The sequence below is a fragment of the Streptococcus sp. HMSC078D09 genome, from assembly GCF_001813675.1.
Taxonomy (GTDB): Bacteria; Bacillota; Bacilli; order Lactobacillales; family Streptococcaceae; genus Streptococcus.
Map to the genome: position 1 here is coordinate 66,438 of NZ_KV813676.1, position 18,291 is coordinate 84,728.

The 18,291-nt window shown below is 35.0% G+C and carries 21 protein-coding genes and 1 pseudogene; 1 reads left to right on the forward strand and 21 read right to left on the reverse strand.

What is annotated here, in order from left to right:
* Nucleotides 1-30: 30 nt before the first annotated feature.
* A complete protein-coding gene (locus HMPREF2926_RS09180; protein ID WP_003010141.1) occupies nucleotides 31-1,152 on the reverse strand; it encodes a VanZ family protein in 1,122 nt (373 codons plus the stop codon).
* Between the two features lie 144 nt (nucleotides 1,153-1,296).
* On the reverse strand, nucleotides 1,297-1,887 hold the full coding sequence (locus HMPREF2926_RS09185; protein ID WP_042759775.1) for a rhomboid family intramembrane serine protease: 591 nt from the start codon (nucleotides 1,885-1,887) through the stop codon (nucleotides 1,297-1,299).
* Between the two features lie 310 nt (nucleotides 1,888-2,197).
* On the opposite strand from HMPREF2926_RS09185, the gene HMPREF2926_RS09195 reads away from it, so the two are divergent.
* Nucleotides 2,198-2,401 carry a CsbD family protein gene (locus tag HMPREF2926_RS09195; RefSeq protein ID WP_023919356.1) on the forward strand — a complete coding sequence of 68 codons (204 nt, stop codon included), beginning with the start codon at nucleotides 2,198-2,200 and terminating at the stop codon, nucleotides 2,399-2,401.
* A gap of 280 nt (nucleotides 2,402-2,681) precedes the next feature.
* On the opposite strand, the gene HMPREF2926_RS09200 is transcribed toward HMPREF2926_RS09195, so the two are convergent.
* From HMPREF2926_RS09200 to HMPREF2926_RS09285, 19 genes and pseudogenes are all read right to left on the reverse strand, one after another.
* Complete coding sequence (locus HMPREF2926_RS09200; RefSeq protein ID WP_070587525.1) at nucleotides 2,682-3,383, reverse strand: DUF3169 family protein; 702 nt, start codon at nucleotides 3,381-3,383, stop codon at nucleotides 2,682-2,684.
* 14 nt (nucleotides 3,384-3,397) lie between these two features.
* Nucleotides 3,398-3,748 carry a PspC domain-containing protein gene (locus HMPREF2926_RS09205; RefSeq protein ID WP_049499704.1) on the reverse strand — a complete coding sequence of 117 codons (351 nt, stop codon included), beginning with the start codon at nucleotides 3,746-3,748 and terminating at the stop codon, nucleotides 3,398-3,400.
* Between the two features lie 13 nt (nucleotides 3,749-3,761).
* Nucleotides 3,762-3,944, reverse strand: a complete 183-nt coding sequence (locus tag HMPREF2926_RS09210) for a hypothetical protein (RefSeq protein WP_049499707.1) — start codon at nucleotides 3,942-3,944, stop codon at nucleotides 3,762-3,764.
* Entirely contained in the window at nucleotides 3,941-4,150 is a 210-nt protein-coding gene (locus tag HMPREF2926_RS09215; protein WP_031576108.1) for a helix-turn-helix transcriptional regulator, read from the reverse strand. The genes HMPREF2926_RS09210 and HMPREF2926_RS09215 overlap by 4 nt, the downstream gene beginning before the upstream one ends.
* 768 nt (nucleotides 4,151-4,918) lie before the next feature.
* Complete coding sequence (locus HMPREF2926_RS09220; RefSeq protein WP_070587527.1) at nucleotides 4,919-5,500, reverse strand: TMEM175 family protein; 582 nt, start codon at nucleotides 5,498-5,500, stop codon at nucleotides 4,919-4,921.
* Nucleotides 5,501-5,752: 252 nt separating this feature from the next.
* Nucleotides 5,753-6,091 (reverse strand): Cd(II)/Zn(II)-sensing metalloregulatory transcriptional regulator CadX, encoded by a 339-nt coding sequence (cadX, locus tag HMPREF2926_RS09225; RefSeq protein WP_002889640.1) that lies wholly within the window; start codon nucleotides 6,089-6,091, stop codon nucleotides 5,753-5,755.
* Between the two features lie 11 nt (nucleotides 6,092-6,102).
* Complete coding sequence (locus HMPREF2926_RS09230; protein ID WP_070587531.1) at nucleotides 6,103-6,717, reverse strand: CadD family cadmium resistance transporter; 615 nt, start codon at nucleotides 6,715-6,717, stop codon at nucleotides 6,103-6,105.
* 645 nt (nucleotides 6,718-7,362) lie between these two features.
* On the reverse strand, nucleotides 7,363-7,734 hold the full coding sequence (locus tag HMPREF2926_RS09240) for a type II toxin-antitoxin system death-on-curing family toxin (protein WP_046165031.1): 372 nt from the start codon (nucleotides 7,732-7,734) through the stop codon (nucleotides 7,363-7,365).
* Nucleotides 7,731-7,988: a type II toxin-antitoxin system Phd/YefM family antitoxin gene (locus tag HMPREF2926_RS09245; protein WP_070587534.1), complete on the reverse strand. Its 258-nt coding sequence runs from the start codon at nucleotides 7,986-7,988 to the stop codon at nucleotides 7,731-7,733. The genes HMPREF2926_RS09240 and HMPREF2926_RS09245 overlap by 4 nt, the downstream gene beginning before the upstream one ends.
* Before the next feature lie 790 nt (nucleotides 7,989-8,778).
* Nucleotides 8,779-10,356 carry an ATP-binding cassette domain-containing protein gene (locus tag HMPREF2926_RS09250; RefSeq protein WP_070587536.1) on the reverse strand — a complete coding sequence of 526 codons (1,578 nt, stop codon included), beginning with the start codon at nucleotides 10,354-10,356 and terminating at the stop codon, nucleotides 8,779-8,781.
* Between the two features lie 548 nt (nucleotides 10,357-10,904).
* The gene (locus HMPREF2926_RS10785) at nucleotides 10,905-11,078 is read right to left on the reverse strand and encodes a cysteine-rich KTR domain-containing protein (RefSeq protein WP_002779755.1); all 174 of its coding nucleotides are present in this window, start codon (nucleotides 11,076-11,078) and stop codon (nucleotides 10,905-10,907) included.
* A 51-nt stretch (nucleotides 11,079-11,129) separates the two neighbouring features.
* On the reverse strand, nucleotides 11,130-13,049 hold the full coding sequence (tet(O), locus tag HMPREF2926_RS09255; RefSeq protein ID WP_000691758.1) for a tetracycline resistance ribosomal protection protein Tet(O): 1,920 nt from the start codon (nucleotides 13,047-13,049) through the stop codon (nucleotides 11,130-11,132).
* 366 nt (nucleotides 13,050-13,415) lie between these two features.
* On the reverse strand, nucleotides 13,416-13,790 hold the full coding sequence (locus tag HMPREF2926_RS09260; protein WP_001129922.1) for a TnpV protein: 375 nt from the start codon (nucleotides 13,788-13,790) through the stop codon (nucleotides 13,416-13,418).
* Nucleotides 13,771-13,851: pseudogene (locus HMPREF2926_RS11460) on the reverse strand (helicase); the annotation flags it as partial. The pseudogene HMPREF2926_RS11460 and the gene HMPREF2926_RS09260, both read right to left, overlap by 20 nt.
* Nucleotides 13,842-14,681: a hypothetical protein gene (locus tag HMPREF2926_RS09265; RefSeq protein WP_218108107.1), complete on the reverse strand. Its 840-nt coding sequence runs from the start codon at nucleotides 14,679-14,681 to the stop codon at nucleotides 13,842-13,844. The gene HMPREF2926_RS09265 and the pseudogene HMPREF2926_RS11460, both read right to left, overlap by 10 nt.
* Nucleotides 14,662-15,288 carry a hypothetical protein gene (locus HMPREF2926_RS09270; protein ID WP_083307961.1) on the reverse strand — a complete coding sequence of 209 codons (627 nt, stop codon included), beginning with the start codon at nucleotides 15,286-15,288 and terminating at the stop codon, nucleotides 14,662-14,664. Before HMPREF2926_RS09270 ends, HMPREF2926_RS09265 begins: the two co-directional genes overlap by 20 nt.
* Entirely contained in the window at nucleotides 15,288-15,986 is a 699-nt protein-coding gene (locus HMPREF2926_RS09275) for a class B sortase (protein WP_070587544.1), read from the reverse strand. The genes HMPREF2926_RS09270 and HMPREF2926_RS09275 overlap by 1 nt, the downstream gene beginning before the upstream one ends.
* A 587-nt stretch (nucleotides 15,987-16,573) precedes the next feature.
* Entirely contained in the window at nucleotides 16,574-17,203 is a 630-nt protein-coding gene (locus HMPREF2926_RS09280) for a hypothetical protein (RefSeq protein ID WP_070587547.1), read from the reverse strand.
* Between the two features lie 167 nt (nucleotides 17,204-17,370).
* Nucleotides 17,371-17,733, reverse strand: coding sequence for a hypothetical protein (locus tag HMPREF2926_RS09285; protein WP_070587550.1), 363 nt, complete (start codon nucleotides 17,731-17,733; stop codon nucleotides 17,371-17,373).
* Nucleotides 17,734-18,291 lie beyond the last annotated feature (558 nt).

Below are 18,291 nucleotides of genomic sequence, written 5' to 3' on the forward strand. Positions count from 1 at the left end.
AACGAATTACTGATTTCTGTCCCACTCTCTCTATTTTGACGATTCAGTTTCATCTTTTAAGAGCTCTTTCTTCACGCGCACCGTACTCTCATACTCAGCCCCAGCTAGACGGTCAAACAGAAAGCGACGATTAAGCAAGATAATGGCAAGAGTGAGAATCAGGTACAATAAAACCACAAAGAAGAGCAATAAAATCATGGACAGGGTTAAGAGAGAATTGTCCGTCAAATCGCTATTCAAGAGCGAAATCAAATAGAACAACCCTTGAGGAATCAGATAGAAATAACCTACTACCAGGATTCCCCACCAGATGGTGCGAAGCCATTTTTGCTTGTCAAAATGCAAGCGGAATTTCAATAAAGCCATTCCCAAGGTTTTGCCCCGCCACAAGGGAATCAAACCAAAATAAACAGCCAAAACCGCTACATAAGGAATCGTCTCTAAACGCTCGATTACCGCGTAAAGCAAGGATAGCATCACAAAGTCGATCAAGAAGGCAAGACCCGTCCGGAAACCAGATACTCTGGTTCCTACTCGGAAAGAATGTTCGTCAATTTCATCTCGTGTCGGCAATAACCAAACCAGGAACCAACCAAGCAGATAACCCACTCCACCACCAGTGGTATTTTGAATAATATCATCGACATCTGCTAGGCGGTAAGGACCCGGATATAGAAAGTAGAGACCTGATAACTGGGTCAGCTCCAAAAAGAGACTAAAGAGGGCTGTCAGGAGAATCGTTTTCTTAAAACCACACTTGAAATAATAGCGCAGATACATCCCAAAAGGAATCAACATCAGAACATTAAAGGCAGGCACATAAAAAGTTGGATGCTTAAGGGCTTGAATCCATGTACCAGTCTGCGCTAAATCAAAGGGGCTCTCCTGGAAAAAATCCACTACAAAAGCAAAGGGATGGAGATTGACCATTTCCGAGTAGTTAGTATGAATCTTACTTGGATCCGGCAGAGGCAAGATCACCAAGAGATAGACCGTCATCAAGTAAAGCATAAAAGAATAGAAAATCAGCACCCGCAGTTTATTGACCGAACCATATTTTCGATAATTCAAAATCATGTAGGGCAAGGTCAGCAAAAATGCCAGAAAAGGAAAGAGCTGAACAGCTGTTTTGATCGTAGAGATATACCCCATTGTGTCTCCTTTTTTTCGTTATAAAATCACCCTTTGCACAATGACAAAAGGTGATTTCTTCATTGATATAGAATATTATACGGCCCGGTAGAAGAAGAGTCAAGGAAGTACGATGAAAACCTTACTGAGGAGCCATCTTAATAGTTAGCTCCTCCCCTTCAATCCTTTACTTCCGATAAAGACCAATAGATAACTCACAATCCCTGAAAGATGCAATAGTGTTGATATCCATCCGGTGATTACTGGTAAGAGCATGAGGCCAGATAGAAAAATCAAGAATAGATAAAGCCATTTTACGGTACGTGAAAATTCTTTCCACACGTTTGGCAGGATCATAACCCCTCCGGTCACAAAGGCGTATCCTACAGCAGAGATCCCTGTTGCCTGAATGTCCTGCTCCTGGGTTAAAAAGTGAAAAACGATGGAAGAGAGGACTGTCGCCGTCACAAAAACGATTAAGACTTGTCTGGAGCCTCTATTTCTTTCTAGCAGTCCTCCGAAGGGAAGGATCATGAGTCCATTTAACAACAAATGGACCCATAAAAACCAGATAGGGGCTCCTTTACTACCGTGCATCAGGGTCCCACTGACATATTGCCAACCATACACCGGCTTTGAATGAAAAGCCAATAGGTCGTACATAGCATCCCCATAAAAGGAAGTCAACAGGCCGAGCAACAAACAAGTTAAAGACAAAGTACTGACAACGGGGTAGGTTTTGAGGATTCTTTTCATGTTTCTCTTCTCTTTTTCAAAAAATAGCGTTACGATGTATCCATTCACGACCATTATACCATTTATTTTATTGGAGACAGAAAAGTTTTTGGCTTCTTTCGTTATCTTTGCTGGAAATCCTGAAAGTCGTGACCTATTAGTCGATCATTATTCAGACCTCATCCCTATTATTACAATGCCGGAGCGGATATTTGACTTTCCATTTCAGAGGGCATATAATTATACTAATCTGAACTAAATAGTTTTAATTTTTTAAATGAACTGTCTTAAATTCAGATTAAAAAACTATTTACTTAACGGAGGTGACGCTATGTCATTAGAAGAAAAATTGAACCAAGTGAAGGGTTCTGTTAAAGAAGGCTTCGGTAAATTAACCGGTGATACAAAAACAGAAGCTGAAGGCACTGCTGAAAAAGTTGCTTCAAAAGCAAAAGAAGTTGCTGAAGATGCAAAAGAAGCTGTCGAAGGAGCTATCAAGGGCGTTAAAAATATCTTTCATAAAGAAGACAAATAGTCTTTAACATCCTAGACCCACTCTATTTTCTACAGTCATGTTTGACCGTGGAAGATAGGGTGGGTTTTTATTTTCCATTTATCTTAGGTATAGAAAAAACACCCCGAAGGGTGCTCATTGTAATGATTAGCATTCTTTTAAAAGAACGTTTACTAAAGCTACTTTACAAACTTTTTAGAATTTTGTGTTTAGCTCTATCTTGGAATGAGATTTATTTTGATTGATTCATTCCTTTCAACATCGTCACCTACATTTGCGACACGATTCATAGAAACCCCTGTTATTTAAAGTAACGTTTTGTTTTTCTTAATTGTGCAATATTGATATAGAGATGGATGACAGCAGTTATAAGGGCAGCAACTAACTGTACTTCTCCAAGAATAATGGATAGGGCAAACAAGATGATATAGACAGATGGTAAGATTAGCTGATTGAGTTTGAACAAGATTAAATAAGCCTCTTCCATTTCCGCTTGTTTCTCTCCCTCGTCATAGGTTTCTAGATAATCTAATACCTCTTTTGGTGTGGCTAAAATAGAGAGTTGGTAATTACGAATTTTGCTCGTTGTTTTGATGCAGAAACTTCCAACAAGAATGGTTAATACTGCTAAGAGAAAAGCTGATATCGGTAAATCGTGGCTAGGCAACACTGTAAGCAAGCTAAAAAGCATACTAACTTGCAAAACATTGTAAGCAACTGTCCCATAATCTAGAGAGCGATACATCTTAATATAAGCTCGCTCGTTTAATTCATCATCTTCTTCTGCTAGGTAGCTAGCATAAACTTTCCTACTATTCATGATAAAATAGAGAGCTACTATTGTCGATAGTATTCCCAGACAGAAAAAGATGGTCGTCAAAATAAACTGTACTTGCTCTTGAGAAATGTTTAAATGAAGATTCGTAAAGGTAGCACCAAACATTCCGATTAAACCACCCAACAATAAACTTCCTAACAATAGTAATAAATGTTTCTTTTTCATTTTCTATCTTCTTTCTAAAATAAACCTAGCAGTCCTTGAACCAGAGCATGCCCAAATCCAAAAGTCGCCGTTAAAACTTGATCACCAAAACTATTCAGGAGAATGGCAACTAGATAGAAAAATAGAATCTTGTACCCTGATTTTTTGATGACTACTTCAAGAGATTCATTTCCCATCCAGCCAGCTAAAAAAGCATAACTTATCACTGTGAGAAGACTAATTTCTATCGAAGATAGAAAAAGCAAAACGGCTAATGCACGAATCATCAGAGGGTCTACATTGAAATAACGGGCGATACCGGCACAAACCCCTGCAATTTCTTTATGTTCGGTATCTACTTGAAAATCTGCCAAAAACTCTTTCATAATCTTACTCCTTTTATACTCTTTCTTTTACTTTCTTTTCTATCCGCTCAAATACTAAACTAAAAATCAAGCCACTCCAGAAAAAATAATTACTGTCTAAAATGTGAAACCATCCCATCAAGGTCCCGATCATCATCGAAACATTTGCTATAAAGGCAATGATACAAAGATAATAAATTACTCTATATTTGTTCATGATTCTTCCTCCTCTAAGCGAAATACCGACTCTACTGGCTCATGAAATATCTGAGAGATTTTCAAGGCGATAATAATAGAGGGGGTATACTCATCACGCTCTAGCAAACTAATGGTCTGCCTAGATATACCTGCTAGCTTTGCAAGCTCGGTTTGGTTTAAACCATCACGAGCGCGAAGCTCTTTTAAACGATTTTTTAGCTTCATATTTACCATTGTCATCAAACTCAGCCACTTCGCTTAGATATCCCAAAAATGGTAGAATCTGATTTTTCCTCCTTTGTTATTATATAAGATATTATTACCGATATCCTCATAGTTTCTCCGTTCAAAGTCTTATTTCTTTAACTTGATTACATTGTAACATATCTTTTTATTTTTGAAAATGATAATAGTCAAAAATATCATTATTTTTGTCATTTTGTAAATGATTTAGGTCAAAACTCTTATCCTGAATAAGAATTGATTTGATATTTTTCTAAATAGAGATGAAATGGATACTTGAAATCAAAAAAATAACGGGGTCAACTTTGTATTTTTGAAACAAAAAAAGACATCCAAGAGAATACTCTTGAATGTCTGTAAACGTTGATAGTATCGTGTTGATTAACGTTTTGAGGCAATTGACTTCGTCGAATGGCAGCCGTAATTGTAAGCGGCTAAAGCCACAACAACTACGTCAACTACCACAATTTAGTATGAAAATACAAAAAGAACACCTCGAAAGGTGCTCTTTGTAAGTATTGTAATTCTTTCGAATTAACGTTTACTAAATTGTGATGCTTTACGAGCTTTCTTAAGACCTGGTTTGGAAAGTATGGGTTTCAGTTGGACTAAAAACAGCGTATTATCAAGGCTTTTCAGAACGATATCTACTGATTAATTTCATAAAATATGAATCAATAGATTATAAATAGGGGAATAGTTTAGGTCTGTGAGCATTAAAATAATACACCTAACTTTGATCACCATTTTTTAGTTATTCACTCTTTTTTCAGATAGTGTTTTTAAAGTTATGATGTAAAATGCCGCAATTAAAACACTATACATCATAATCGGAGGATAGAGAATTAAGGATAGAATCAATCCCACTCCTTTAATTATTTGGTCAGGTATCAATAACTTTCTATATTGTGCGTTAGCTTCAAGTAATTCTTTCTGATCTATATTGGGTTTATCAATTACTTTATGTAAAAACCAGTTTGCTACCGTTGAAACAATAACGATCAGTCCATAAAAGAGCTGTGCCGTATGATTCATGAAATGACTACTAACTATTCCAGTAGCATAGGGCATAAATGAAACAAAAAATAAAAGATACAAATTCCACCAAACAATTTGTGGGGAAATTTTCTCAACCTTTTCCCACAATGTATTTAGTGCCATCCATAACGATCCCAACCAGAAAAAGGAAAGAAAATAAGCAAAGAAATTTTGCCGTAAATCCCAAAAAGCTTGAAGACTTGGTGTCGTTGGTTTTTCTAACTCTAAAATCAAAATGGTCATAATAATTGCTAGAACAGCATCTGTCAATGCAATTAATCTATCTTTCTTCATCGGATTACATTGCCTTTCATTTTGTAGTATTCTATCTCATCGTATAATATTTATTAATCTTAAATATTGGATAGTCACTTCATATTTTGAGTACAAACAAGATACACTAAAAAGCATGTATCTGTCATATTCTATTTAACTTTAGAAATATTCATCCATTGCTACGAGTAGTCTTTCTTGTGAGTAATTTTCATCAAAAAATTTCATAGATAAGTCCTATATATAATCATGATAAAGTAGTAAAAATAGTTGTTATCCTAGTTGATTAAAAAAGTCTTTGATTTCCTCATCTTTTATAAAATAATATATAATTTTCCCCTCTCTTCTAGTGTCCAAGATGTTTTGATTGGCTAGTTTACGAAGATGGTGGGAGGCAGATGCCATACTGAGATTTAGTAAACAGGCTATATCACAGACACAGAGTTCTTCAACAGCAAGGAGATAAAAGATGATATTTATCTGTTTATTATCGGTAAATTTTGATAAAATGCGAAGTGATTTTTGGACTTTTTCCTTTTCAAGGTAGTTCGTTGCGGTTGTAACATTTTGTTGATTAATAACATCCACTTGACAGATACTATCTTTTTTCATAATTTTTTCTCCTAGCCTAACACAGCCCATAGCATGTCAAAGCTGTTGTTTTCAATCAGGATATACATCCCCAATCCTAAATAGACAACGGCAATAAACCATCTGCTATATTTTTCCAAAGTTTCTCCAACAGAAGGGACTTGTGCTAATTTTTGGGCAGAAAAAACCAAGAGATAAATCATGACTAGAAAAGTAAGTAAAGTCACTATCAAATTCGCTAAATTTAAGGTGGTAAAATATGGGACAAAAACACCAATATTGTCAGCGCCACAACTTGCAAAAGTAATCATAGCGACTAGAAAAATCAGGTTTTTATTGTCTTTTCGCAAACCATCTTTTGCAATAGCTTCTCCATCAGAATCTCCTAAAAGCAAAACTTTGAGTCCTAGGAAAATTGGAATCAAACCGAGCAAACCTAAAATCTCTTTACTAGGAATATAATTTAAGACAAATGCAAAAAGTAAACTTAGCAATATTAGACTAACAGAGCCTAGAAATTGTCCTAAATAGATGTTAATGATGTCTTTTCTGCTTTTTCTTTTGGCAAAAAATAACATTAGGATAATAAGTAAGTCTACGGCTGTCCCAGAATACAGGATTATTGAAGTAACAATATTTTGAATCATAAAACACCTCATTCAAATATATTTTTGAATGTATTCTAACATTAAAATTTATAGATGTCAACTTAAAATCCACCAATTAATAATTGCATGTCAATATTTGTATTGTGAAACTAGTTTCAGAAATATATAGTCTTAAAGTATGTCCACTGCCAATGGTTTTTTCAATATTTAAGAGGAGATTTATAATGGTTCATTTCTATAAATTTATAAACGAGTTATATATTTTGTTTAACCAATTATTAACTATTTTTATCAATAATCACTTCATTAATTTGTACTTTTTAATTTTCCCAATTTGTAAAATTAAACCAGAAAAAAAGCATCTCGTATTAGACGAAATGCTTTCAATAAGTATAAATAAGTTTTAACGTTTACTAAATTGTGAAGCTTTACGAGCTTTCTTAAGACCTGGTTGGAAACACTTCTATTTGAATACGTTTCAAAATGCGCTTAAAATCAATGTTTTCTCACGTTTTCAGAAAGAACAATTTCATCTAATTTGAATAACTTTCATTTGAATGGTGTGAATTTTACACTAAAAATACACGAATTGAGCTAGATTTTACCAAAAAGTTCACACCATTATTACCTTCGAATCATTAAAAAATAAAGCAAGTAATTTTTAATAGTCACTTGCTTTTTGTATCAATGACTTTTTACAAAATCTAAAATATCTTCGTAGGTTAATTCTGATGCCGCTACACCCAATCCGAGATGAACCAACTCTTCATCAGTACAATCAAGCACAATATCGTTAAGTTCTAGTAGCACAAGCATTACAAAAATACCAATGCGCTTATTTCCATCTAAAAAAGCGTGATTCTTAATCAAAGAATAACAAAGCCTAGATGCCTTTTCTTCAATAGTTGGATATTGATCAACTCCAAAATAAGTGTCAAAAACATTCGAAAGCGAGGCCTCAACTAACCCCTTGTCTCGTACACCATCCATTCCTCCCGTAGATATAATCAATTGACTATGTAAGGCAACAACCTGTTCAACGGTTAATCGCTTCATTTAGCTAATTCCTTCAAGGCTTCTAGGTGGCGTGACAAGATAGAGCTTGCCACCTCGTCAACACTAGCTTGATCTGCAACAACAGCTTCTGTCTGTTCTTCTTGAACTAAGGTGTTATAGTCAACTAAAACATATTTAGGTTTATTGTTTTTCAAAATAACAGCTGTACCCTTACTATCAACCATTCGAGCAACTTTAGAGAAATTCTGATTCGCCTCCGTGATTGGAATTAAATTTTCAAGATTAATTTGCATTGTCATCGCCTCCTTTTGTTTATCATACCATTATTAAGCAACAAAAGCAAAAATATAGGATGGATTTATCCTATATCAAATGAAATAACTTAGTAATTTGAGGGGGATTTAGATCTTGCGTACGGTAAATGAGAATACTTTCATGCTCAACTATGGTAAAATGATGGCAGCTCATAAGACTTCCTTTCGTAACTAGTTCGTTCAATTCTATTTAACTAGAAAATCTTATGAGCTTTTATTACGTACTTATATTGTATATTCAAGAGTAATAAATAAGCTAGGCAGCCCCCATGGTGTGAACCATGAAGTGTTTCGAAGCGTTAATAGTATCACATTGATTAACATTTTATGGCAATTGATTTCGTCAAATTGCAGCCACATTTATAAGCGACTAAAGTCGCAACAACTGTGTCAATTGCACAAATTTAGTAAGAAAGTACAAAAAAAACACCCCGAAAGGTGCTCTTTGTAAGTATAGTAATTCTTTCGAATTAACGTTTACTAAATTGTGATGCTTTACGAGCTTTCTTAAGACCTGGTTTGGAAAGTATGGGTTTCAGTTGGACTAAAAACAGCGTAGCATCAGCATCAAGCACTCACAGAATTCTATCTCTTATTTCAAAAAAAACTGATTGAGTTTGATTGAATAGGGGAAAATAAAAAGTTAGCTTTCAATTAGTCTAAAATAGCATAGTATCAGATACTTGCAGAATTCTATCTGTATTTTATTTTCAATACAACTGATTATCAAATGCAATATATTGGATTGTATTTCAATTTGAAGTCTGTGTTAATCACGAAATCTATAATCTTCTAACTTAATAACCTCATCATAATTATCTTTATTGAATTTATGAGCAATTTCAATAATTGTACAATCTTGATAGTAAATAAGCTGTCGAATCTCTTTTGCATTCGTATCATCCAATGAAGCTGTTACCTCATCAACAAGTAGAATGGGCTTCAATCTAAGCAAAGCTCTGGCAAGTTCCAATTTCATCATTTGACCACCTGATAGATTTTGTCCATCAAGGTGTAATTCAAGATTATTGCCAACTTCCTTAAGAAGATTAACTTTCTGTAACACATCTATTATACTACTGTCTGAAAAATCTTGGAAGAGAGTTACATTATCTCTTAAACTACCGTTAAAAATATAAGGCTTTTGATGAATGACTGATACACAATCATACGATGGCTTAAAAGACATTCCATTCTCACTTTCAAAAGAAATAGTTCCTGAATATTCAGTATCTTCACCACTTAAAAGTCTAAACAGAGTAGATTTCCCACTGCCGCTTGCTCCCGTCAGTAAAACCTTTTTTCCAAAAGGAATATTAAGAGATAACTGTTGAAAGAGCTTTTTTTCTCCAAATGATTTACTTAAATGATCAATATCAATACATAATTTTCTTCCTTCAACGTTTTTTTCCTTTACGTCAGTAAATCCATCACTTAACTGTAAAATAGAAACTACCTTATCTCTAATAGCTGTGGATGATTGTAGACTAGAAGTACCTTCTAGCAATTGTTGTAAAGGAGAAATAAGATTCATCGAGGCCGTCATCATGGCAAGTAATGTCGTCAGAGTTAAAGAGGTTGTTCTCATCAAAAATAATCCTATCATCAGAGGGATAACTAGCCCTATACCTTTGAGAGGTCCTGTCCAAAACATGACTAAATTATGACTTGTAAAATAATGGTATTGCTTCCTTTCAGTGTTTTTAATAGCATCCAACACATGAACCGAAAACTGCTGGCTAGCTTGATTACTACGAATAGTATCTATTCCTTTGGTAAAATCCGTGATAGAAGCCATACTGTTTTCTCTAGCTTTACTTAATTCCTCCCCTCGTCTCTTCAACATCTTATGAAAGATAAACTGGGGTATAATCATTAAAAATCCCCCAACTGTAAACATCAGACCTAGTTGGATATGTTGTATCAAAAGATAGGACACAGAAGCTAGAATAGATAGTCCAAAGATAGGATAAATAATGAGCGGGACCAGATACTCTTGCCAAAACATTAGAATATCTTGTGCTAAAAAGGAATTTAATTCTGATGGACTGTATTGCAATGTTCTTTGATAGAACTTCTCAATAGCTTTTTTAGAAATAAGAACATTAAAATCTTCAATGATTGCTCGTGCTAGGATATTATTGACATACATACAAGCGTAGATAAAGACAAATAATAACACTCCACTTAATCCAAATGTTAGGATCATTCGATTGTCATTTACATCAACTTTTCCTGCTACCTGTATGAGAAATGAAGTAAGTAAGCCTTGTAAGGAATATAATAGCGAAAATAATAGATAAAAAAATAATTTAGTTTTTGAAATATGCTTAAAAATAGTTCCCATCTCATTCTACCTTCAATTCATAATCGACCTTATTGGATAAAATCGCAAGTTCAAAATTTTGTAAAATATTTTGTCGCATACGTTGGCACTTTTCATTAAACGTCCGTTCATTAAAAATATCACGTTTAGGACAAGCTCCACCTTTACAAATCAATAATAATTGGCATTTCGAACAAAACCGCAAAGGCTCTGTGACCTTTACGGTTATAGGAAATAGTAATTCTATTGTATGGAGATTGTACTTCTACTTTCAAGGTGAGAAGTACCGTTGCACTGGCAGAAATTTTTTTAACTGGTTTCCTGCCGTTCTCTGATATGCTATGTATTGATAAATTTTGCTTCGTATGAGCAGATAGATAACTGCCCGAAAAAAGGACATAAAAAAATCCCTCCAAATTTAAAAACAAATTCAGAGGGTAATTTAGGGTATAACAAAATAACCCACCCGAATATCGTTTTTTTTTATTTGGTGAGTTTGTTCTTTCAAATACGAAACAAAAAGAGCCGATGATTCGTGAATTGTTCCACAATTTCATCGGCTCTGCGTCTTAAGCGTCTGGCTCTTTGATGACAGTTATCTTCAAGTTGTCAACTTTAATCAATCTTTCTTGTCTGCATTTTGGACAATAAAGGGGATAATTCTCCAAAACAGTGTCCTTCCTAATTTTATTACGGGTTTTGCTCCCACAAACAGGACACAATATCCATTCGCATTTCATCATAATTAGTCTCTAATCCTTTCAAATCTCATTTTATATGACTTTTGCAAGCTGTTAAGCTAACTTGTGGAACATATGCCGAACCTTATCTATACGGCTATTCGGGCGGCGGGGTTGGCAAATAAATTTACCAATAGCTGGCTGGTATCCTTTTAACTCTGTCAAGCAGACTCCCTGCCCATTTGTGAAATAAGTTAAATCGTTCCTGTATTCTTGAATACATCTAGCAGGGATTTCTCCTTTCAGAATGACCTCGTCATTCTTTATCTGAGTACTTACAATATCTGCACAATACCTTGGAGCATCATGATACGCCCGTGAGAGATATTCCTGCGGTGCATAAATTTCAAAGTGGAGATATGGCTCTAATAGTTCTGTCCCTGCTTTTTTTAAAGCCTGCTCCAATACGATAGGGGAAAGCAGCCGAAAGTCTGCGGGGGTACTTACAGGACTATAATACAATCCATATTCAAAACAGATTTTACAGTCTGTCACTTTCCATCCATACAGCCCCTGCTCGCAGCCATAAAGAACCCCCTCCATAACCGCATTTTGGAACGATTGATTTAAATATCCAAGTGAAACTCTGCTTTCATACTGCACTCCGCTTCCAATAGGGAGCGGCTCTATGGACAACCCGACAGAAGCCCAGAAAGGATTTGGCGGGACTTCTATGTGGATGGTATATTCTGCTTTTCTAAGCGGTCTTTCCATATATATAACAGTAGGCTCTTTTATTTCTGCCTCCACATGATATTTTTCCTCAAGGATGGCACAAATGACTTCCATCTGCACATTCCCCAAAAAAGAAAGTATAATCTCATGCGTTGTAGTATCCACATAATATTTTAAAAGAGGGTCGCCATCTGAAATTTCTGTAAGTGCCCCAAGCAATATTTCCCGCTGTTCAGATTTCTTTACTGCAATCGTTGTTTGGAGCATAGGGAGAGGATTTTCAATAAATTTTCTCTGCGGCAACAGTATTTCGTTCCCCAAAATACTGTTTAGCTGCAAAACATCATTTGGTAAAATTACAATATCACCAGAGCAGGCTGTATCGGATGAATATAATTCACCGTTTGTCGGAACACACATCTCTGTGATTTTTATTTTCTCTTTTTCAGATATTCTAATAACATCCCTCAAATGCAATGTTCCGCTATATATACGCACATAAACAAAACGCCGCCTTTTCTCTGAATATTCAATCTTAAAAACCTGCCCGCATAGTTCAGATTGACCTTCAGGCGTTGATGAATAAAATTTACTGGCAATTACTTCTATAAGCTGCCGAATCCCCAGATTGTTTTTAGCGCTTCCGTGATAAACGGGAAATAACGTTCCGTTTTGGAATCTCCTGTTTTCTTCCTGTTCCAGTTCTGACATTTTAAACGGTTTCCCTGACATATATTTCTCTAATAGTTCATCGTTTCCCATAATTACCGCATCCCACTGTTCCATATCGTCATTGTCCGTTACATTTATATGGGGATGCTGCCCAACCTTTTGCTTCACTATAATTTCCGAAGAAAGCTTTGCTTTCATTTCCCGATATACCATTGGCAAATCAATCCCCTCTTGGTCAATTTTATTGATGAAAAAAATTGTCGGAATCTTCATTATCTGTAGTGCATGAAACAGTATACGGGTCTGTGCCTGTATGCCATCCTTTGCAGAAACTAATAATACTGCTCCGTCTAATACGGATAAAGAACGGTATACTTCCGCCAAAAAATCCATATGGCCTGGCGTATCTATAATGTTGACTTTTACATCCTCCCACTGAAAAGATGTCACTGCTGTCTGGATAGTGATTCCCCTTTGACGCTCCAAATTCATTGTATCTGTCCTTGTTGTGCCTTCATCTACGCTCCCTAGTTCTGCAATTGCACCACTGGTATACAATAAACTTTCCGTTAATGTTGTCTTTCCTGCGTCAACGTGAGCCAGAATGCCTAAGTTAATTATTTTCATGTGATTTTCCTCCTATCAACACCCAAAAAAGGGCATAAAAATACCCAGTGATAAATACTCCTATCACTGGGTAAATAACTCCAATAGCCCCAAAACACTTATATGTTTTCGGGCATATAAAATTACATGATAAAAGTATTCTTAAACTGGGTACAAAAAACTAAGCCCCATATTAAAAGTGAAACGGGACTGCTACTTTTTGTTCCCACTATCAAATTGACAGTTTATTTAAGAATACCTTGCCGCATATTTATTAACTCCTTGTATAATACTGAATCTAATTATATTCCTTAACCCTTTATTTGTCAAGCTGACAAACTAAAGCAGAAAAAGCGGCAGGATTTCCCCCTGCCACTAATCATCTGTTTATGCAAAAATAATTTCCTTTTCCACAATCTCCCTCGCACAAGCCCTTATGTTATTGAGGCATCCTGTCCATTCTAAGGCGTTTTCTGCCTTTAGCTGTTCCGTTATGCCCTGTGCCTGTTTCATACCCTCTATGAGCCTTTCAAAGCGTTCCTGTGCCTGTCTGTTGATGTCGGCAAGGTAGGCGTTTAGCCTGCCGCTTGTAAGAAGATTGGTGTATGTAACTTTACGGTACTGTTTTAGATAATCTAAATGCCGTTGCCCCCAGATGCCTATTGCCTGTTCTTCTTCGGCGGGTACAGTTAAGCACGGTATCAAATAATCCCCTTGCCTTTCGTATTTGCCGCCCAGTTCCTCAAATAATGATTTTGCCATTGTCTGTTACCTCCACATTCTTTTTTATTTTGAATGTCCGCAAAATCCGTCCTACATCATTGGAGCAGTTAGTACAAAGAGAATCTTCGCTTTCCCCTTTTCACGGACAAGGATTTGATTGTCTTTCAAAGAAACATCATACTTAGATGCATCCAAACCATAAGTAAAGGAGTTCTTCCCACCCCACTCGGCTAAGATGATTTCTTCTTTGACTCCATTAGACTGTACCGTATATTGCACATCTGTTTTGCCATCGACATTGTTGTATAAGATGGCATTCTTTTCTACAGTTGCTTGTTCGTATGTCTTATCAAGCGGATACAGGGAAATTTTGTCATCCTTATGTGTAATATCAATAGGAGTATCTTCTTTGACTTCGCTCGGAAGAACTACTCCTACTGGAGATTCTTTAGGTAGATAATAGTGCTTCCCATTAGCATGATAAGAATAAAGAGATAAATCTACAGGAACTTCTACCCCTTCTTTATCAATATAGGTTTTAATATCACTCCCAATATGCGTCACAAAGTGAGTATCATCAACGCGAAACAATTGTTCTTGCCCACTAACCGCTACTGGTTCACCATATTGTTTCTTGAGTTCTGCCTCTGCCTTACTCTCTTCGTTGATCACCTTTGGTTGTTGTAGGGCATCTCCTCCATCTTTTGCTGGTTTTGATGAAGCGTCAGCACTTGTCGATCCTTCTGTATTTGCATTTTCAGAACCAACAGTCTGGCTACTCGCCTCTGTAACAGCTTTTTTATAAGCTTCCTCAGCCTGTCCTTGTTTAATTGCTTCGTTTATTTCTTCCGCATAGATCAACGGCATGTTAGAAACAAACAAACTCAGCAATAATAACCACTGTATGGTCTTACGAAGTCTTTTCATCATCATTCTCCTTTGTAAGATAAATAAAATAATAAAGTGTAAAAATTAAAATAAGAGCATCAGTGATTGATAAAACGAAAGAACCTAGTATTGGAAACCAAGCAGCGATAGCTAAACAAACAGTAACGATAATCATTGATACTAGAGCAGGTAGTCGCATTTGCTCTGCTCTACTTTTCATTGGTAAAGCCTTATAGATACTAACCAAACTATAGGATAAGACTACTTTAAGAAAAGTTTGGATAATGGTAGTAAAAACCCAGATAGCAATCTTGACATGATCATATTCCAAACTTGTATTATCGTATAAAATTTGACCAAAGCCCCCGATGAGGATTCCGCATAAAATCACACCAAACAAGTAAATAAGAATAGTGTGATTTAAGCGTTTATCTGATCGATACTGCTTATAAAACCAGATCGCTATTGGAAAAATAAGAACTGTTCCTATCATTAAAAATAGTAGGCTGAGTAAGGTCAGAATGAGTGATAACCCTTTATCGACTAGCACCGGGGAAATCGCACCTGTAAATAGAAGGCGTTGCCCCACTCCTAAAAGCAGCAAGCCAGTAGCTAGTCTCCAGAACCTTGAGAGTCTTGATATTTTCATTATTTACTTGTCCTTTCTTTAACACTTTTTAAACGAGCGGTAACCACAAAACGTTGGTCATTTCCAATAGCATCACATGTTGATAAGATTAAAAATCGATCTTTTTGAGGGTCAGTGGCTATCTGACGATAGAATCCCCCATAGTCTGACGTTCTTATCTGTAATGTTTCTAAATAATATCTGAGGCCTTCTCGACTTCCTAATTTGAATGTATGAAAAAGATGATCATCTGTATAGGAGTGAGCTGCCAACACCTCATATTCAAAATGTTGAGTCAAGGTGTCAATCGTAATACGTTCATGCTCTTTAAAAAAAGCTGGCTTCGCAAAATAATCTAAAGATCCAAACATAGAATCATCTAACATAGCATGTCCATAGATTATAGTGACAGGATCTTCAAATGTTATTTTGTTAACCAGCTCTGTAAATATAGCTCCATAATAGGTCTCTTTACCATCTATATCGTGAGATAGGTAATAAGCATCATCCCTTGGATGTTGAGCTACTGGATAATCAATTCGAGTCCCTTCGACTGTTAGCCAAGCAAAGACATCTGGATTCTGATGAAACCTCGTCTCTATTGCATTTTGAAAATGCTTCTCTACAGCTTTCTGTTCGAATCCATCCAAGATTTTTAGACCTAAAAATAAAACTGCAACCATTGCAATTAATGATAAACTAAACCTTAAAATTTTCATGTAACCGCTCCCATACTATCATTATAACAGACCCCTGTAACCCTTGTAAATACACTTTCCCTTTAAATTATACTTTTATTAAAATATTTTGATAATCATATACATGTGTACCGTTTCATTACCTGTTTGATTGCTACTATTTAACAGAAAAGAGGAGCCCTCTCCAAATGAGAATGGGCTCCTCTTTTAACAACTGTTTGAGCTAACTCTAATTTTTTCCTAAACTCCCTTGTGATAGAAGACTCCTTGATTCTACAAAAATCCAATTTTTACAATTTCTATAGGAAAATCGAGTTCTAAAATCATTTTTAATTGAGAAGAATCCTTATATATTTCATGGTCTAGATTGTCACAATATGCAATTCCTTACCCTTATTTCGCTGCATATTTATATGGTTCCATGAAATCTTTCGAAATGATAGATTTCATAAATAGAAATGTGATTCCAATGGCTGTCGGAAAGATTGCATATCGTATTCTTAGGTGTGAATTTTACCCTAAAAATACACAAATTGAGCTAGATTCTTCCGAAAAGTTTACACCCTTTAAACTGTTATTGTTTTATCCATTATTCACAATTCTTTATCTTACTCTTGGTCAACAATTGTATAATCTTCGCTTTGCAGTAATTCTAATACTTTTTTTACAAATTGTATTGACAGCAATCCTTCAATCTTAGAGCCATGTGTTTTGAAATTTTCGTCGATTTCTTGAATTTCTAATCCAGTATTTCTTTCAGCAATTTTCTCTGTAATAGGTGAATGAAAACTATATTCCCCAATTTCGTAATATAAGAAATATAGATATTTCTTTGTTCCTAGACGATAATCAAAAAACTCGACCTCCATATCTTTATCGTAATCATAGTAACTATTTTTCCAAATAATTTCATTAGTTTTTTCTTTCAACAATTCCTCGTAGTTTTTTTCATAACTATATACTCTTTTTTTCTCTTCGCCAATGAATTGTTTGTGAATCAGAGTTGGAGAAAATACTTTCAATAACTCCTCTTTTAGTTGATAGTATTTTCCCATTTCCTCTTCCGCTTTTTCAATATTACTCTCCAAACGCTGATGGAAACTTCCGTTTTTGTATTCTTTAATTTTATCACGATAATTTTTAGCTCGCTTATTCACAGAATATACACATTCTGCAATAATTTCATTGGTAATTTTTTTCTCATTGATCAAATCATTATACAGCTTTGGAGTTTTCATTTCATTATCCCTTTCGAACTTTCTCTTACTATCATATACTTTAAAAAATAATTCACATGTTTTATTGTAACGTCTAGTTATCGTTTTTTCAATAACTAGACATTTCAATTTTATTCATAATCTCTTATTTACCACAAGAACACACTGAGATACTTGTCCCAGTATGTTTATTTCATTTTGGATAACTTCATCAATAAACTTAAACGTTCATCATTTTTGAGCTCTGATAACAAGCAAATCAACCGCTCATATCCAAGTTCTTTCTTCTGCTTGATTAATGAATTCATCACAGCCACCAAATCTTCTGGCGTAAAATTCCTTAAGTAAAGTGTAATATAACTTCCACTATTAGAAAATAGGCTAACATGAATTGCATTATGTTCTTTTTGCCTAATTTTTATTCCTCCCGTAGACTCCCTAATATAAAACTCATACACTGTCTTTTTGGGATAGCAATCAAATGAGTTTTCGAATTCTCTGCGATTTTTATAGAGAATATAGTTAATGAGTGAATAATATTTTAGAAACATAGTTGTTTCCTCCTAAAATGTTTTTACAGTTATAGTATGCCACAAATCCCAATTTATAAAAAAAATAATTAAGAAAAAACGATAAAGATATTGTTTCACTTATTGAATTTTTTGTAGTTTTTCCTCTTTCTCTCATCCCTCATTTATTTTGCAATTCTAATTTTTCTGTGTGTTTAGCGTTGACAGAAACGTATGTGTAAGTCACGCTAAACACACAGTCCGAAATAAAACCGTATAACACAAAAGAGAGATGAAATTTGTTTTTTTATTTTTATCAATTTATGGCATACTATAGATATCTAAAGATTGATTAAGTAGAGACGTAACTAATATAGCTACGTTTTTTTATGTTTAAAAGGAGGTAGCTATCGTGGAAACAGCAGGTTTAAGCCGGGTTAGGAAAGAACCAGTTTTTGTATATCATTAACTTAAAAAAATAAATTTGTAAATAACAGAAGCAATGTCAACAGCAGTTTAAGAAGATTTTTTAATTGGAACAAAGTAAAGAATAAAAGTATAAAAAAGAAAGTAAATAGCAAAAGTCTAAAAATCAAATAC

Excerpts from the sequence above, each read along its gene's own strand:
- HMPREF2926_RS09180 (WP_003010141.1), bottom strand. The coding sequence starts at position 1,152 with ATGGGGTATATCTCTACGATCAAAACAGCTGTTCAGCTCTTTCCTTTT.
- HMPREF2926_RS09185 (WP_042759775.1), bottom strand. The coding sequence starts at position 1,887 with ATGAAAAGAATCCTCAAAACCTACCCCGTTGTCAGTACTTTGTCTTTA.
- HMPREF2926_RS09195 (WP_023919356.1), top strand. The coding sequence starts at position 2,198 with ATGTCATTAGAAGAAAAATTGAACCAAGTGAAGGGTTCTGTTAAAGAA.
- HMPREF2926_RS09200 (WP_070587525.1), bottom strand. The coding sequence starts at position 3,383 with ATGAAAAAGAAACATTTATTACTATTGTTAGGAAGTTTATTGTTGGGT.
- HMPREF2926_RS09205 (WP_049499704.1), bottom strand. The coding sequence starts at position 3,748 with ATGAAAGAGTTTTTGGCAGATTTTCAAGTAGATACCGAACATAAAGAA.
- HMPREF2926_RS09210 (WP_049499707.1), bottom strand. The coding sequence starts at position 3,944 with ATGAACAAATATAGAGTAATTTATTATCTTTGTATCATTGCCTTTATA.
- HMPREF2926_RS09215 (WP_031576108.1), bottom strand. The coding sequence starts at position 4,150 with ATGAAGCTAAAAAATCGTTTAAAAGAGCTTCGCGCTCGTGATGGTTTA.
- HMPREF2926_RS09220 (WP_070587527.1), bottom strand. The coding sequence starts at position 5,500 with ATGAAGAAAGATAGATTAATTGCATTGACAGATGCTGTTCTAGCAATT.
- cadX (WP_002889640.1), bottom strand. The coding sequence starts at position 6,091 with ATGAAAAAAGATAGTATCTGTCAAGTGGATGTTATTAATCAACAAAAT.
- HMPREF2926_RS09230 (WP_070587531.1), bottom strand. The coding sequence starts at position 6,717 with ATGATTCAAAATATTGTTACTTCAATAATCCTGTATTCTGGGACAGCC.
- HMPREF2926_RS09240 (WP_046165031.1), bottom strand. The coding sequence starts at position 7,734 with ATGAAGCGATTAACCGTTGAACAGGTTGTTGCCTTACATAGTCAATTG.
- HMPREF2926_RS09245 (WP_070587534.1), bottom strand. The coding sequence starts at position 7,988 with ATGCAAATTAATCTTGAAAATTTAATTCCAATCACGGAGGCGAATCAG.
- HMPREF2926_RS09250 (WP_070587536.1), bottom strand. The coding sequence starts at position 10,356 with ATGGGAACTATTTTTAAGCATATTTCAAAAACTAAATTATTTTTTTAT.
- HMPREF2926_RS10785 (WP_002779755.1), bottom strand. The coding sequence starts at position 11,078 with ATGATGAAATGCGAATGGATATTGTGTCCTGTTTGTGGGAGCAAAACC.
- HMPREF2926_RS09260 (WP_001129922.1), bottom strand. The coding sequence starts at position 13,790 with ATGGCAAAATCATTATTTGAGGAACTGGGCGGCAAATACGAAAGGCAA.
- HMPREF2926_RS09265 (WP_218108107.1), bottom strand. The coding sequence starts at position 14,681 with ATGATGAAAAGACTTCGTAAGACCATACAGTGGTTATTATTGCTGAGT.
- HMPREF2926_RS09270 (WP_083307961.1), bottom strand. The coding sequence starts at position 15,288 with ATGAAAATATCAAGACTCTCAAGGTTCTGGAGACTAGCTACTGGCTTG.
- HMPREF2926_RS09275 (WP_070587544.1), bottom strand. The coding sequence starts at position 15,986 with ATGAAAATTTTAAGGTTTAGTTTATCATTAATTGCAATGGTTGCAGTT.
- HMPREF2926_RS09280 (WP_070587547.1), bottom strand. The coding sequence starts at position 17,203 with ATGAAAACTCCAAAGCTGTATAATGATTTGATCAATGAGAAAAAAATT.
- HMPREF2926_RS09285 (WP_070587550.1), bottom strand. The coding sequence starts at position 17,733 with ATGTTTCTAAAATATTATTCACTCATTAACTATATTCTCTATAAAAAT.